General features: G+C 33.4%; 15 protein-coding genes. 12 read left to right on the forward strand and 3 right to left on the reverse strand.

Features of this window, described 5'->3' with window-relative positions; all coding sequences use genetic code 11:
• Window positions 1-53: 53 nt before the first annotated feature.
• A complete protein-coding gene (locus tag J8H85_RS08635) occupies window positions 54-362 on the reverse strand; it encodes a hypothetical protein (RefSeq protein WP_209654606.1) in 309 nt (102 codons plus the stop codon).
• A 329-nt stretch (window positions 363-691) separates the two neighbouring features.
• Between J8H85_RS08635 and J8H85_RS08640 the strand changes: the two genes are divergently transcribed.
• Genes J8H85_RS08640 through J8H85_RS08650 form a run of 3 tightly spaced genes read left to right on the forward strand, consistent with a single transcriptional unit; the run spans window position 692 to window position 3,351 of the window.
• Window positions 692-1,507, forward strand: coding sequence for a 2,3,4,5-tetrahydropyridine-2,6-dicarboxylate N-succinyltransferase (locus J8H85_RS08640; RefSeq protein WP_209654608.1), 816 nt, complete (start codon window positions 692-694; stop codon window positions 1,505-1,507).
• Between the two features lie 12 nt (window positions 1,508-1,519).
• Entirely contained in the window at window positions 1,520-2,566 is a 1,047-nt protein-coding gene (locus tag J8H85_RS08645; protein WP_209654610.1) for a glycosyltransferase family 9 protein, read from the forward strand.
• A gap of 29 nt (window positions 2,567-2,595) precedes the next feature.
• On the forward strand, window positions 2,596-3,351 hold the full coding sequence (locus J8H85_RS08650) for a glycosyltransferase family 2 protein (RefSeq protein WP_209654612.1): 756 nt from the start codon (window positions 2,596-2,598) through the stop codon (window positions 3,349-3,351).
• Window positions 3,352-3,356: 5 nt separating this feature from the next.
• Here J8H85_RS08650 and J8H85_RS08655 read toward each other — a convergent pair whose 3' ends face one another.
• A complete protein-coding gene (locus tag J8H85_RS08655) occupies window positions 3,357-4,115 on the reverse strand; it encodes a lipopolysaccharide kinase InaA family protein (protein WP_209654614.1) in 759 nt (252 codons plus the stop codon).
• A gap of 78 nt (window positions 4,116-4,193) precedes the next feature.
• Here J8H85_RS08655 and J8H85_RS08660 point away from each other — a divergent pair, with 78 nt between their 5' ends.
• The 6 genes from J8H85_RS08660 to J8H85_RS08685 all read left to right on the forward strand — a co-directional run bounded on the left by J8H85_RS08660 (window position 4,194) and on the right by J8H85_RS08685 (window position 9,403).
• Entirely contained in the window at window positions 4,194-5,279 is a 1,086-nt protein-coding gene (locus J8H85_RS08660; protein WP_209654616.1) for a glycosyltransferase family 4 protein, read from the forward strand.
• Entirely contained in the window at window positions 5,263-5,823 is a 561-nt protein-coding gene (locus J8H85_RS08665) for an L-threonylcarbamoyladenylate synthase (protein WP_209654618.1), read from the forward strand. The genes J8H85_RS08660 and J8H85_RS08665 overlap by 17 nt, the downstream gene beginning before the upstream one ends.
• A gap of 36 nt (window positions 5,824-5,859) precedes the next feature.
• Window positions 5,860-6,246, forward strand: a complete 387-nt coding sequence (locus J8H85_RS08670; protein ID WP_209654620.1) for a GxxExxY protein — start codon at window positions 5,860-5,862, stop codon at window positions 6,244-6,246.
• Window positions 6,247-6,271: 25 nt separating this feature from the next.
• Window positions 6,272-7,690: a CCA tRNA nucleotidyltransferase gene (locus tag J8H85_RS08675; protein WP_209654622.1), complete on the forward strand. Its 1,419-nt coding sequence runs from the start codon at window positions 6,272-6,274 to the stop codon at window positions 7,688-7,690.
• 146 nt (window positions 7,691-7,836) lie between these two features.
• Complete coding sequence (locus J8H85_RS08680; RefSeq protein ID WP_209654624.1) at window positions 7,837-8,850, forward strand: COX15/CtaA family protein; 1,014 nt, start codon at window positions 7,837-7,839, stop codon at window positions 8,848-8,850.
• 37 nt (window positions 8,851-8,887) lie between these two features.
• Entirely contained in the window at window positions 8,888-9,403 is a 516-nt protein-coding gene (locus J8H85_RS08685; protein WP_209654626.1) for an IS1096 element passenger TnpR family protein, read from the forward strand.
• 7 nt (window positions 9,404-9,410) lie between these two features.
• Here the strand turns inward: J8H85_RS08685 and J8H85_RS08690 are convergent, their stop codons facing one another.
• A complete protein-coding gene (locus tag J8H85_RS08690) occupies window positions 9,411-10,472 on the reverse strand; it encodes a hypothetical protein (RefSeq protein ID WP_209654628.1) in 1,062 nt (353 codons plus the stop codon).
• 349 nt (window positions 10,473-10,821) lie between these two features.
• Here J8H85_RS08690 and J8H85_RS08695 point away from each other — a divergent pair, with 349 nt between their 5' ends.
• From J8H85_RS08695 to J8H85_RS08705, 3 genes are read left to right on the forward strand one after another with little or no spacing between them, the layout of a single operon-like run.
• The gene (locus J8H85_RS08695; RefSeq protein WP_209654630.1) at window positions 10,822-11,730 is read left to right on the forward strand and encodes an ABC transporter ATP-binding protein; all 909 of its coding nucleotides are present in this window, start codon (window positions 10,822-10,824) and stop codon (window positions 11,728-11,730) included.
• Between the two features lie 4 nt (window positions 11,731-11,734).
• On the forward strand, window positions 11,735-12,559 hold the full coding sequence (locus J8H85_RS08700) for an ABC transporter permease (protein WP_209654632.1): 825 nt from the start codon (window positions 11,735-11,737) through the stop codon (window positions 12,557-12,559).
• A 26-nt stretch (window positions 12,560-12,585) separates the two neighbouring features.
• Window positions 12,586-15,309 (forward strand): T9SS type B sorting domain-containing protein, encoded by a 2,724-nt coding sequence (locus J8H85_RS08705; protein ID WP_209654634.1) that lies wholly within the window; start codon window positions 12,586-12,588, stop codon window positions 15,307-15,309.
• Window positions 15,310-15,391: the final 82 nt, after the last annotated feature.

The raw sequence follows: 15,391 nt of genomic DNA on the forward strand, positions 1-15,391 counted from the left end.
CCTTTTAAATAATTTAACCTTATGTAATATTTGAATATGAACTCTTGTTTGGTTTACGCTTTAAACGGTTTGTTAATTTTAGGAAATAACAAGTTTAAATTATCAACATTTCTTAAGCGATTAAAGTAAAGTCTAATATCACTGCTACGTGCAATAGATTCTTTTAAATCTGAAGCATCAATTAAAATAGCTTCGTTTTCACTTGTAGTAGTTGTTGCGTTTTCAACAGTTACTTGTTTGCTATCTTCAGAAACAGAAACAGTATTATTAATCTCAACATTTACAGTTTCAGTAGTATTTTGTGCGTTACCAAAAGAGAATGCTAGTAAGAAGATTATTAATATGTAGAAATTTGTTTTCATCTGTTCTTGTTGTTTGATGAGACAAATATATAGGCACAACAATGCTCACACACAATAAATTAGATATACACGCTGGTATTTTCGTTTAGTAGTGGAATTGCAAATTTTCACCGTTTAATAGATAAAATGCACGATTCAAAAGACCAAAAACTTTAAAATTGTATTTAATCGGAATATTTTTGAATTTGAAAGAACAAACTAATACCTGACTGATTAAAAGATACCGTTAAACGACACTATTTACATCCTTTAAAATTCGTATTATTAAGTGTTTCATTCCCGTTTTTTATTAGATAGGTATTATATTTGCCAAAAAATAAAATACAAAAATGACCGAATTAAGACAAACCATAGAACAAGCTTGGGATAACAGAGATCTTTTAAAAGAAGAAAAAACAACATCAGCTATTAGAGAAGTCATCGAGCTGTTAGATAAAGGAAAGTTAAGAGTTGCAGAGCCTATTGATGGTGGATGGCAAGTAAACGAATGGGTAAAAAAAGCCGTTGTTTTGTACTTCCCTATTCAAAAAATGGAAACTTTAGAAGCAGGTATTTTTGAATATCACGATAAAATGCCTTTAAAAACCAATTACAAAGAACAAGGTGTTCGTGTGGTTCCAGGTGCTTCTGCAAGACAAGGTTCTTATTTATCTCCAGGTACTATTTTAATGCCTAGTTATGTTAATATTGGGGCTTATGTAGATGAAGGCACTATGGTTGATACGTGGGCTACTGTTGGAAGTTGTGCTCAAATTGGCAAAAACGTGCATTTATCTGGTGGTGTTGGTATTGGTGGTGTATTAGAACCATTACAAGCTGCTCCAGTTATTATTGAAGATAACGTTTTTGTAGGTTCTAGATGTATTGTGGTTGAAGGTGTGCATGTTGAAACCGAAGCTGTTTTAGGCGCAAACGTAGTTTTAACTATGAGTACCAAAATTATTGACGTAACGGGTGATATCCCTATTGAAATGAAAGGTCGCGTACCTGCGCGTTCGGTAGTAATACCTGGAAGTTATACTAAAAAGTTTGCTGCCGGTGAATACCAAGTACCATGTGCCTTAATTATTGGAAAACGTAAAGAAAGCACCGATAAGAAAACCTCTTTAAACAACGCACTTCGTGATAACGATGTAGCAGTTTAATCAATTTTAAAATTGAAAATACTTGTTATACAACAGAAAATGATTGGTGATGTTTTAACATCAAGCATTTTGTTTAAGGTTATAAAGGATGAAATTCCAAACGCCGAATTGCATTACTTGATAAACACCCACACATTTTCTGTTGTTGATAACAATCCTTTTATTGATAAATTTATTTACTTTACCAAAGAAGCTGAGTCAAGTAAAAAAGAACTTTTTAAACTTGCTAAATCCATAAGAAAGGAAAAATTTGATGTTGTTATAGATGTATACTCCAAATTATCAAGCAACATCATCACGCTTTTTTCTGGAGCAAAAACAAAAATCTCTTATCACAAGTTTTACACCACATCAATTTATACTCATAATGTAAAACGCCATAAAACAGCTTCAACCAAAGCTGGATTAGCAATAGAAAACCGATTGCTATTATTAGAGCCTCTAGGCATTAAAATAGCAACCGCTCAACCAAAAATCTATCTTAAAGAAGAAGAAATTACAAACGCTAAAACCTTCTTAGAAAAGAATAATATACATTTAAACAAACCTATATATATGGTAAGTGTATTGGGTAGTGGCCTTAGGAAAACATATCCTTTTGAATACATGGCAGAAGTAATTGACACTATTGCAAACCAAACAAAAGGGTCTATATTATTCAACTACATCCCTAATCAATTAACAGAAGCTGAAACTGTTTTTAATTTATGCAAACCAGAAACTAAAAAACACATAAAATTTGATGTTTTTGGTAAAAGTTTGCGCGAATTTTTAGCCATTACTTCACATTGCACTGCTGTAATTGGAAATGAAGGAGGTGCCATCAATATGGCTAAAGCATTGAATATAAATACCTTTGCTATTTTTTCTCCATGGATTGATACAGCTACATGGGGAACTTTTGAAAGTAACCATCATATAAATGTGCATTTAAAGGATTATAAACCTGAACTATATGCCAATAAAGCAGAAAAAGAAATGAAAAATGAATCTTTAGAGCTTTACAAAATATTTAAACCCGCATTTTTTACTGATAAGCTTAAGACTTTCTTAAATTAGCTTTGCATTTTTATAATAAGAACCAATAAATGACCAAGCTTACAGCTATTATACCTACTGGAAACGAAATTCATAATATTGAAAATGTTATGGCCTCAGTAAGTTTTGCTGATGAAATTTTAGTGGTAGACAGTTTCAGTACAGACGGTACGTATGAAAAAGCAATAGAACTTGGTGCTACTGTAATTAGGAGAGCGTTTCAATACCCTGCTTCCCAAAAAAATTGGGCCATTCCACAGGCAAAACATGAATGGATTTTATTGGTAGATGCCGATGAGCGTGTTACTCCCGAGCTTAAAAATGAAATTTTAGAAATCCTTGAAAATCCCAAAGAAGGCATGGTGGCTTATTGGATTGGTCGGCTTAATCATTTTATGGGAGAAACCGTAAATTATAGTGGTTGGAGAAACGATTCGGTAATCCGATTATTTAAAAGAGATTTTTGTAAATATGAAGATAAGCATGTACATGAAGAAATTATTGCCCAAGGCCCTGTTGGAAAACTAAAAAACAAGCTCTACCACAACACGTATATTACATTTGATAAATACATAGAAAAAATGAACCGCTATGCCACTTGGCAAGCTAAAGATTATGACAAAAAAACGGGAAAATTAACTCCTTATCATTTTGTCATAAAACCATTTTGGGGGTTCTTTAAGCATTATATAATACAAAGCGGATTTAGAGATGGCGTTGTTGGGTTAACCATTGGTTACATTCAAGGCTATGTAGTTTTTATGCGCTATGTAAAACTTTGGCTATTACGAAAAGGCAGAAACTAACTTGCTTATTTCCAAAATTTCAACTTCTTTTTCAAACGTCTTTTTCTATGGAATTTTTCCTGGAATTCTTCAGTAGATTGCCACATAAGATTGAAAACAGCTTCATAATCATCACCTGAACATTTAGCATATTCGTCACTCATTACTTCTACCATGGATTTATGAATGGTCAACCTTGAAAAATTCTTGATTTTGGTTTCAAAATCCATAGGTTCAAAATTCATTCTATTCAAATCCACTAAATAAAATTTATAATCACCATTATTCAACTGTATAAGTGTATTCCCCGGAGAATGGTCTAAAAAATGAATATTCTGTTCATGCAATTTATAAGTAAACCTTGTAAAGGCTCTCAAAATAGCTTCGTGGTTTGGGTAATTTAAATCTGTTGTTAGTTCTCTATAAGTTATATCATAATCTAAATGCTCACTGATGTAATAACTTTTTTTGAACAAAAAAGGCGTTTTAAACTCATAAAAAGCAATGGGCTGCGGTGTACCAATATGTAATGCCTTAAGCTTATTTGCATATTCAAAAGAGCGTTGTGCCTTGCTTTTTCTAAAAAATCTATAAGCAATTTGGTTAACTATATTGGGGATTCTAAACGATTTTACATTCAAAGTTAAACCGTTCAATTTAAACAACTTTAAAGAGTTTCTATCTTGGTTACCGAAATCTTCACCTTCAAACTCAAACCTATCAATAAAATGGTCTAATTGTTTTGTTTGATTTTTAAAATCATCATGAATTACAGCCTGTTTCATATAGCAATATTACAATTACTTTTTATTTTATCACGAGTTATATTAGCCCAAATTTGTTACTTTGCATAAAAAATAAAAATGCACAACGTCTTTTTAGAAACCCATAACATAAAGAATTTATATTCGGGCTTTGGTCAATTCAATATGCAACTATTGAAAGCCATAAAAGAAATAAATGATCCAGATTTAAAATTCACTATACATACCAGTTTTGAAAATTTAATCAAAAGAAAATTTGGAACTTATTTCACATATAAAGTTTATCTGGGTGCAAGACGCTATAAAATGACCCGCGTTAGAAAAAAATATGACGTATGGCATTCCGTAAACCAAAACACAAAAATAGAACCTTTTAATAAAATTCCGTACGTGTTGACCGTACATGATGTTAATTTTATTGAAGAAATATCAAATAATATGGACCATGAACGAAACATATTATTTAAAGAAAAAATAGAAAGAGCACATGCTATTACTTACATTTCGGAATTTGCTAAACAATCTACCCATCAACACTTTAAAATCCCAGAGGGGATGCCAGAATATGTTATTTATAATGGCAACCCAACCAGTGAATTCATAGATCTAACAGGTTTTACAACAAACATTAATACGGAACAGCCGTATTTGTTTGCATTGGGTGACTTTTTAGAACGGAAAAATTTTCACCTATTAGTTGAAATGTTACAGCATTTGCCAGAACTCAATTTAATTATTGCAGGAAACAGCGATCGCCCATATGGTGCCGTGGTTTTGGAGAAAATAGAAAGTCTGTCGTTACAAAACAGGGTTTTTTTAACGGGAAGAATTTCAGAAAAAGAAAAACAATTCTATTTAAAAAACTGCACAGCATTTGTATATCCATCGCTAAGGGAAGGTTTTGGATTACCAATAATAGAAGCCATGAAATTTGGAATTCCCATTATGCTAGCCAATACATCATCATTACCAGAAATTGGAGGTGAACATGCATTCTATTGGAACGAACTAGAACCAAAAAAAATGGCTCACACACTTTTAGAAAGTCTTAAAACATACAACAACAACCCTTCATTTTATAAAAACAAATATATTGAAAGAGCAAACAGTTTTACTTGGGAAAACGCTGCAAAACAATATATTGATGTCTATAAAACCGTCATTAAAAATGCAAAACGAAATTAAAAAAGCCTTAGATATATTAAAAAATGGTGGCCTTATTCTATATCCAACCGATACCGTTTGGGGTATTGGTTGCGATGCCACAAACCCCGAAGCCGTTAAAAAAGTGTACGCCCTAAAACAACGGGAGGATAGTAAAGCCTTAATTTGTTTAGTTGCTGATGATAGAATGCTGAAGAAATACGTAAAAAACGTGCCGGAAGTTGCATTAAACATTATAGATATTACCGATAAACCTACAACGATAATTTATGATGATGCACAAAATTTAGCTTCAAATTTGGTAGCCGAAGATGGCACAATAGCCATTAGAATTCCAGATGATGAATTTTGTTTTCAACTTTGCAGAAAGCTAAATGGCGCCATTGTTTCAACATCGGCAAATATTAGTGGGTTCCCAACCCCAAATTCGTTTAAAGAAATACAACAAGAGGTTTTAAAAGGTGTAGACTATGTTGTAAATTTGCACCACGAAAAAATTTGCAACAAACCATCGTCAATTATTAAGTTAAGTAATAATGGTGTTGTGAAGATTATTCGGGAATAATATTACCGCGAATTCGCAAATTATTTTTTATTATAAATGGAAGATGATTACATTTTCAAAGAGGAAAACTATCAATTAGTTGGTATTCTTTTTGAGGTTCATAAAAATCTTGGTAAAGGTTTCTCTGAAATCGTATATAAAGATGCTTTAGAATATGAATTCAATAGAAACAATATTCCCTTTGAAAGAGAAAAAGAATTTAAAGTTAAATACAAAGACACTTTTTTAAAACACAAATTTTATGCTGATTTTGTTGTGTTTAATAATATTATTTTAGAAATAAAAACAGTAGAGTGCTTTAATGCTAACCATTATAACCAATGTCTTAATTATTTAAAAATATCTGGTTATAAATTAGCACTTTTGGCCAATTTTAACTCAATTTCCTTGGAATACAAACGCATTATAGATTCAAAGAAATAATAATTTGCGAATTTGCGGTAAGAATATGAATTACAAACAAGCTTTACAACATCCCATTTTTAAAATAATATCAAAATCTGCCAAAGAACTAAATGTAGATAGTTACGTTATTGGCGGTTTTGTACGCGATTTTATTTTAAAACGTGGCACAGCTAAAGATATTGATGTGGTTGCCATTGGCGATGGCATAAAACTTGCCAAACAAGTGGCAAAAAACCTGCCCAACAAACCAAAAGTTCAGGTTTTTAAAACCTATGGTACCGCCATGCTTCTTTACGATGATATTGAGGTAGAATTTGTTGGTGCCAGAAAAGAATCATACACCGAAAATAGTAGAAATCCTGCCGTTGAAAACGGCACTTTGGAAGACGACCAAAACCGTAGAGATTTTACCATAAACGCCTTGGCTTTAGACTTAAATGAGGCTAATTACGGCAACTTGCTAGACCCTTTTAACGGCATTGCAGATTTAGAAAACAAAATCATCCGTACACCGTTAAACCCCGATATCACCTATAGCGATGACCCATTGCGAATGATGCGCGCCATAAGATTTGCAACACAACTGAATTTCACCATAGAAAAAAGCTCTCTAGATGCCATTTCAAGAAATTCCGAAAGAATAAAAATCATCACCAACGAGCGTATTGTAGTAGAACTGAATAAAATTTTAGAAAGTGAAACTCCTTCAATTGGCTTTCTTTTACTTGAAAAAACAGGATTATTACAATACATTTTACCCGAACTTATAGCCTTAAAAGGTATTGATGAAGTAGATGGTCAACGCCATAAAGACAATTTTTACCATACTCTAGAAGTCGTAGATAACATTGCCCAAAACACCAATGATCTATGGTTACGTTGGGCTGCATTATTGCACGATATAGGAAAAGCGCCTACAAAAAAATTTAGCAAAAAAGTAGGTTGGACATTTCATGGGCATGAGTTTGAAGGTTCTAAAATGGTATACCGTTTATTCAAAAGATTGAAAATGCCTTTGAATGAAAAAATGAAGTTTGTTCAGAAAATGGTATTCATGAGTTCGCGCCCTATTGTATTGGCTAACGATGAAGTTACAGATTCTGCTGTTAGAAGATTGGTTTTTGATGCCGGTGAATTTGTAGACGATTTAATGACGCTATGTGAAGCAGACATCACCACGAAAAACCCTAAAAAATTCAACAAATACCATAACAACTTTAAAATTGTTAGAGAAAAAATTATTGAAGTAGAAGAACGTGACCATGTTCGTAATTTCCAACCTCCAATTTCGGGTGAAGAAATTATGAAAACCTTCAATTTAAAACCTTCAAAAGAAATTGGCATCATTAAAGAGACCATTAAAGAAGCCATTTTAGAAGGCATCATTCCTAACGAACATGACGCCGCTTATAAATTGATGTTGAAGGAAGGTGAACGACTTGGATTAACAATTAACAATTAACAATTAACAATTAACAATTAACAAAACTAAAAAAACACTCTCGCGCACTACTGAGAGGATCTATAAAAAATTTATCCCCTCGAGCGCAGTCGAGAGGCTATAAACATTAAAAGGAATAGGTCTCGACTGCGCTCGACCTGACAAAAATGAAAAAGGATAACAAAAAAGTCATCTACTGGCTATTAACAGGCTGCTTACTGATATTCATTATGGTCATTGTTGGTGGCATAACACGATTGACCGATTCTGGTTTATCAATCTCCAATTACAAACTGATTTCTGGCACCATTCCACCTATTGGTGAACAAGAATGGCAAGAAGCATTCGACCTATACAAACAATATCCCGAATACAAAAAACTCAACTATCACTTTGAATTAGATGATTTTAAAAGCATTTATTTTTGGGAGTGGTTCCATCGTGTTATTGGTAGGGTAATAGGTTTGGTATTCATCATACCGTTCATATACTTTTTAATAAGAAAACAACTAACTAAAAAAACCATTTTAAAATGCTTGGTTCTTCTCGGGCTTGGTGCGTTTCAAGGGTTTTTAGGTTGGTACATGGTAAAAAGTGGCTTGGTAGATATGCCCGATGTAAGCCATTTTAGGCTCGCCGCCCATTTAACAACAGCATTCCTAACATTTGCTGCCACACTATGGGTAGCCTTAGACCTCATGTTCCCAAACCAAAAACCAGCCAACAAACCCATGAAAAACATCATCATGGTAAGTTATGGCGTGCTGATTTTTCAAATTATTTACGGAGCATTTGTGGCAGGTTTAAAAGCAGGACTACTTCACAACCATTGGCCCTTGATGAACGAAGGCCAATTTATCCATTTTACAGCTTACACCTTAGAGCCATTTTACAAAAACCTGATTGAAAATCCAAGTGGCATTCAATTTATACACCGAACAACTGCTTATTTGGTGGTCTTTTCTATATTCTTAATTTGGAGAAGATCAAAAAAATTCCAATTAACGCTACAACAAAAAAACGGTGTTAATGCTTTAGTTTTTCTAGTAATAGCCCAATTTATTTTGGGTGTATTTACTATTATTTTACAAGTACCGTTATGGTTAGGTATTGCACATCAAATAGGGGCTTTTTTCTTGTTAAGTGCCATGACTTTTACCTTACATCGTTTCACTAAATAGCATAAAATAACATACATTTGCAAAATATTTTTTAGTTATGATTTACAGATTTAGAGTTATACTTGATAACGATGTTGACGATGATGTATTTCGCGATTTAGAAATTCGTGAAACCGACACTCTTGAAGATTTACACAATATCATCACCCAATCTTTTGGGTTTGATGGTACCGAAATGGCTTCCTTTTATGTAAGCAACAACCAATGGGATCAAGGTGAAGAAATTTCATTATTCGATTTAAGTGAAGATGCTTCGGCGCGTTTAATGAATGAAACAGTAATTAACGATGTGGTTCACGAAATGCAAACACGACTTATTTACGTATACGACTTTTTAAGTATGTGGACATTTTTTGTTGAATTAGCCGAAATTGTGGATGAAGCAAAAGGTGTAGATTACCCAAACCTCATGTTTGTGCATGGGCAAATACCTGATGAAGCCCCAGAAAAACTATTTGATGTTGATGACGACTTTGATGATTTCGACGAGTTTGAAGACGATTTAGATATTGAAGATTACGAAGGCTTAGATTTTGACGAAAACTGGAATTAACCCTAATTTATTTAAAATTAATGGGGTTAATATTTTCATAGTTCTGGGTTAAAAATTCCAACGATTTTTTCAGTATCTGTCCCATAGAGGTACATTTCATAAATTCAGCATCTAACGTATAATCAAATATTTTCCCCTTAAGTAAATCTATATTTTCAGGATTCGAAATCACATCTTCCACCATACAATCTATAAGCTCATCAATACGTCCATGAAAACTTTTCAAACGTTTCACTAAAATAGAACGTTCTTCAATTTTATATTGGTCTATGGATAGCTTTTGGAAGGTTTCAGAAACCAACTCAACCATTTTTAAATTCTCTTTAAAAAACTGAGGGCGGTACACATTAAACTTTCCTTCGTATGATTGTTGATCAAAATCAATGGCCCTTATTTTATAAACCACATGGTCAAAATCGTGCGTCGGGACAATCACGTAATTATACGAACGCATATCGCCCAAAAGCCGAATCATACAGCGCTCATTAAACTTTACAAACTCTTTGGCTATTTGCGATTTTTCTAATTTATCACATTTTGGCAAATGGTTTTTAATAAACTCATCACCCGGTATACCCGCAATATGCTCTTCAATCAAGGTATCTTTATAAACCAAAAAATTCAAATTATAGGGAGAAAGCATATGCTCCAATTCCAAACCATAAACCCTGGACGCATCGGCAGTTTTAATATAGAAATAGGTATAATTATCATTTAAAATATTTCTTATTTTTATTCTAAAAGGTTTCGAATTTCCAAACGTGCAATAATCAATCGCATCCACACTTAAAAACGGAAGGGTGTTTTCATTTCCATCCGAATGCAAAATAGTATACACCTTCTTCAACGACAACTCAATTTCCTGACGTTCATACTCATTATAATACACCCGAATCCAAAGGGTATCATTATCCTCTTTATCATAAACCACGATAGACCCTTGAAAACGCAATAAATCATCATAAAAAATAGGAATTTTTATATTCCTATTATACTCCGTAAGATACTCATGTAACTTAGTTTTTATTGGGAAAGAAGGTTTCTTCTTAGAAATTTTTAAATCGTCCATAGCATATAAAGTTAATCAAAAGTAACAATTTTTAGGGCGTTACCACAAGGGTCGGGCTTTCGGCTATATCTTTTGGTTTTTTTGTCATTCCTGCGAAAGCAGTAATATACAATTAAAACTAAATCTTTCCTTTTAAGGTTATTTCCTTATCAAAAGAAAACCAAAAGGATGCCGCCTCAAATGCGAAGCATTCACGATTTCTTTAACTTAAGATAAAATGCCGAGTAATCCCTAACACATCACAAAATATACTTATTTTTTTCAAATATGTAACAAAACCTACACACTTTCGTCATATTTTTAAAACTAACCAAAACAGAATCTTAATTCTGAATTAAAATTTTTCATCTTGAAACCTATACTTACTATTAACAACCTCACCAAAAAATTTGGGAATTTAACAGCCGTAAGCAACTTAACTTTCACTATAAACAAAGGCAATGTTTATGGTATTTTAGGACCCAATGGCAGCGGAAAATCCACCACTTTGGGCATAGTTTTAAACGTAGTAAATAAAACCAGTGGCGATTTTAAATGGTTTGATGGCAACACTACAACCCACAACGCCTTAAAAAAAGTAGGTGCCATTATAGAGCGCCCCAACTTTTACCCGTACATGACGGCTACCCAAAACTTAAAACTCGTTTGCAAAATTAAAGGTGTCGATTACGGTAAAATTGACGAAAAACTGGAAATTGTTGGCCTTTTAGAACGAAAAAACAGCAAATTCAGCACCTATTCGTTGGGCATGAAACAGCGTTTGGCCATAGCCTCTGCCCTACTAAACGACCCCGAAATTTTAATTCTAGACGAACCCACCAATGGTTTAGACCCACAAGGTATTCACCAAATACGGGAAATTATAAAACAAATTGCCGCCAAAGGCACCACTATTTTATTGGCATCGCATTTATTGGACGAAGTTGAAAAAGTATGCTCGCATGTGGTAGTACTTCGTAAAGGCGTAAAATTATATTCCGGCAGAGTAGATGAAATGATCTCCAGTTACGGTTTCTTCGAACTTAAATGCAACAACCAAAATGTATTGGTAACACTTTTAGAAAACCACCCCAGTTTCGGTAGAATAAAAGTGCAAGAACATTTAGTCACCGCCTTTTTGAAAGAGCCCATGAAATCGGAAGAATTAAACAAATTTCTTTTTGAAAAAGGCATCGTTCTCACCCATTTAGTGCAACGCAAAGAAAGTTTAGAAGAACAATTTTTGCAATTAACCGATGCTGTACAACACCAAAACTAACCCTATGTTACGACTTTTAAATTTAGAATTACAAAAACTTTTACTTAACAGAACCAGTAAAATACTCATATTCATATCTTTTATTTTACCGTTTTTTGTTATTCTTCTTTCATCATTAAAAATAAACGTTTTTGGTTTTTTTACATTAGAGTTAGGTGAGTTAGGCGTTTTCAATTTTCCCATCATCTGGCATTTAACCACATTTTTCGCATCACAATTCAAATTCTTTTTTGCCATTGTTGTGGTGAGTATGATTGGTAACGAATACAGCAACAAAACCTTAAAACAAAACCTTATTGATGGGCTAAGTAAAAAGGAATTCATTCTTTCTAAATTTTATACTATTGTATTCTTTTCATTGGTTTCTACCATATTAATTACCCTTATTTCTTTTTGTATTGGCATGTATTATTCCAGCTACAATGAAATTTCCATCATCTTAAGGGAAACTAATTTTTTAGTAGCTTACTTTGTTAAACTTGTTGGTTTTTTTAGTTTGTGTCTATTCTTTGGGATGCTTGTAAAACGTTCTGCTTTTGCATTGGCTTTTTTATTCATTCTCTATATTTTGGAATGGATACTTTTTGGACTTCTTGCATGGAAATTTAATACGGATATTGCCGAAAAAATTCAGAATTTCTTCCCCTTAAAATCTATGTACAAACTTATTGATCAACCCTTCCAACGTGTAGCCATGACCAAGTTTCCCGACAAAGCAAATTTGATCTACGATTATAGCGTCCATTCTTACGAAATAGCTATTGTATTGTGTTGGACAACTTTATTCATCTTTTTATCGTACAGATTATTAAAACAGCGGGATTTATGATATCTTTGATAGCTTTGCTATCTAAAATGAAAAAAAACTTATTAATATTAACATTTTTTAGTACCATTCTCTGTTTCGGACAAAAAGAAGCTTCCAACTGGTATTTTGGAGACAATGCTGGTATTCGCTTTAATCCAGACGGTACTGTTACCGAATTAACAAACGGAAAATTAAGCACCATTGAAGGCTGCACCACCATTTCAGACGCCAACGGCAACTTATTGTTTTACACTGATGGTGTAACCGTTTGGAACAAAAACCACACCATGATGCCCAATGGTTTTGGGTTATTTGGAGACCCTTCAAGCACCCAATCTGCTATTGTGGTTCCAAAACCCAACGACCCAAATATATATTACATATTTACGGTTGATACATCTACAAGTAATAGCGATGCTAACTACGGCTTTAATTACTCCATAGTTGATTTAAGTTTAAATGGTGGCTTGGGAAACATCACTTTAAAAAACGAAAACCTGCTTGACCAAAGTTCTGAAAAAGTAACGGCGGTAGTAAAGGATTGTGTGAGTCAATCCATTTGGGTTATAACCTATGCACCATTTGATATAGGCTTTAATAATACTTTTTTTGCTTATGAAGTTAGCACTGCCGGTTTAAATACAACACCTGTGGTATCGCCTTTTTCAACATTTGTTGAAGATTCTAGAGGTTATTTAAAGCTATCACCAGATGGCACCAAACTTGTATCTTCCAACGCTTCTTCTGGATTATACATTTATGATTTTGATAAAGACACCGGTATAGTAAGCAACGAAAGAGCTATCTCCATTAATTTTTCACACAATGGATTCAATCGTCAAATTTCTTATGGAGTTGAATTTTCCCAAAGTAATGAATTACTCTATATCTCAACCTATTTGGAAACAGATAGAGATAACCAAAATAATCCTTCAGCTCAATATGGTGCTTTGCTTCAGTACAATTTAACGGCACCCAATATAAGCGCCAGTGAAATTGTAATTCATGCTGGGGTTACCTACAGGAGCGGACTTCAATTAGGACCTAATGGCAAAATTTATAGAGCCATGAATGCCACTTATGGTCAAGGTTTACCCTATTTATCGGTCATCAATGCGCCAAATAACATAGGAGCTGCCTGTAACTACACACATAATAGTTTTCAATTAAGCAATAATTCCAGACAAGGCCTACCGCCCTTTATAACTTCTTTCTTTTCAGAAAAAATAGATATTATTAGAAACACCACAACAACCACATCTACCGAATTGTTTTTATGTGATGGAGACACTTATACTTTAAGGTCCGATGTTATTCCAGGGGCTACTTATACATGGACACGCAATGATGTTCTTCTGTCTGAAACCAGCCCTAACCTAGATGTTGTAGAAGATGGTTTCTACAGAGTATTCATAGACCCCAATACAGGTGATTGCGACAGCACTTTTGAAGGCGTTGCTTATGTTACTTACAACAGAAACCCTGTAGCTTATGATTATACTTTGACACAGTGCGATGAAGATGCCATTGTTGGCGGTTTTACAAGGTTCAATTTAATAGAGGCAACCAGTTATTTAACAGGTGGTGTTACTGAACTATCCGTTAAGTTTTATACAGACACGGCACTAACAAATGAAATAACCAATAGTAGTGCCTACAGCTTTAATGCCGATAATCCGTCACCCGTTTACGCAAAAGTTTATAATGAAAAAACAGGGTGCTATGCTACCTCTGTGCTTAGTTTAAACGTAAACACGACTCCATTTGATGATTTTACACCAACCCCATTATGTGATGAATTAGGTTCTGAGGATGGTATTAACACTTTCAATCTTGATACAGTAACAACTGAAATTCAATCTACCTATAATTTTGTATATGGAATAACTTATTACAAAACATTTGATGATGCACTTTTTGAAAAAAACAGTTTAAACACAACATTTACAAACACACATCCATACGCTCAAACTATTTACGCCCGTGCTGAAAATGCAAATAGTTGTTTTGGGATTATAAAAGTTATTTTAACTGTTAATAAATTACCAAACATAAACACCCAAAGTTCTACATATTATTGCCTAAACAAATTTCCTGAAACCATTAATATTGATGCTGATATAACTAACGGTTCGCCAAATAACTACACGTACCTTTGGTCTACAGGCGAGAACACTTATAATATAGACATTAACCAACCAGGAACTTACACCGTTACAGTTACCAATGCAAATGGCTGTAGTAAAGACAAAATTATTACTGTAGAACCTTCAAACATAGCAACTATTGAAGATGTTGAAATTAGTGATGCTTCAAAAAACAATACGGTTAGCGTCATAGTTTCTGGTGAAGGCACTTATGAATACAGATTACTGGATGAAAACAATATAGTATATGCCGATTTTCAAAGCAGTAATGTTTTTGAAAATGTAAAACCAGGGTTCTATTCAGTTTCCGTAAAAGACATTAAAAACGATTGTGGCATGGTAAATAGCCAAATTTCGGTTATTGGTTTTCCAAAAGTATTTACTCCAAACGGTGATGGTTATAATGATTCATGGCAAGTGTATGGGGTTTCCCGTATGTTTCAACCCGGTACCAAAGTTCATATTTTTGATAGATATGGAAAATTAATAAAAGAACTAACACCTTTAGGCGAAGGCTGGAATGGGTTAATGAACGGAAAACAATTACCAGTAGATGATTATTGGTTCTCGGTAAAACTTGAGGATGGCAGAGTATATAAAAACCATTTTACTTTAAAAAGATAGACTTTTACTTAAAAACAGCTAAAAATGTATTTCCGCCCTTTTTTTTTCATTTCGTTTAAAATTTACTTAATTTCCATCTCAA

This window comes from Mariniflexile gromovii, assembly GCF_017814435.1.
GTDB classification, from domain to species: Bacteria; Bacteroidota; Bacteroidia; order Flavobacteriales; family Flavobacteriaceae; genus Mariniflexile; species Mariniflexile gromovii.

Coding starts and splice junctions, on each gene's coding strand:
- J8H85_RS08635 (WP_209654606.1), bottom strand. CDS start 362: ATGAAAACAAATTTCTACATATTAATAATCTTCTTACTAGCATTCTCT.
- J8H85_RS08640 (WP_209654608.1), top strand. CDS start 692: ATGACCGAATTAAGACAAACCATAGAACAAGCTTGGGATAACAGAGAT.
- J8H85_RS08650 (WP_209654612.1), top strand. CDS start 2,596: ATGACCAAGCTTACAGCTATTATACCTACTGGAAACGAAATTCATAAT.
- J8H85_RS08655 (WP_209654614.1), bottom strand. CDS start 4,115: ATGAAACAGGCTGTAATTCATGATGATTTTAAAAATCAAACAAAACAA.
- J8H85_RS08660 (WP_209654616.1), top strand. CDS start 4,194: ATGCACAACGTCTTTTTAGAAACCCATAACATAAAGAATTTATATTCG.
- J8H85_RS08665 (WP_209654618.1), top strand. CDS start 5,263: ATGCAAAACGAAATTAAAAAAGCCTTAGATATATTAAAAAATGGTGGC.
- J8H85_RS08670 (WP_209654620.1), top strand. CDS start 5,860: ATGGAAGATGATTACATTTTCAAAGAGGAAAACTATCAATTAGTTGGT.
- J8H85_RS08675 (WP_209654622.1), top strand. CDS start 6,272: ATGAATTACAAACAAGCTTTACAACATCCCATTTTTAAAATAATATCA.
- J8H85_RS08680 (WP_209654624.1), top strand. CDS start 7,837: ATGAAAAAGGATAACAAAAAAGTCATCTACTGGCTATTAACAGGCTGC.
- J8H85_RS08685 (WP_209654626.1), top strand. CDS start 8,888: ATGATTTACAGATTTAGAGTTATACTTGATAACGATGTTGACGATGAT.
- J8H85_RS08690 (WP_209654628.1), bottom strand. CDS start 10,472: ATGGACGATTTAAAAATTTCTAAGAAGAAACCTTCTTTCCCAATAAAA.
- J8H85_RS08700 (WP_209654632.1), top strand. CDS start 11,735: ATGTTACGACTTTTAAATTTAGAATTACAAAAACTTTTACTTAACAGA.
- J8H85_RS08705 (WP_209654634.1), top strand. CDS start 12,586: ATGAAAAAAAACTTATTAATATTAACATTTTTTAGTACCATTCTCTGT.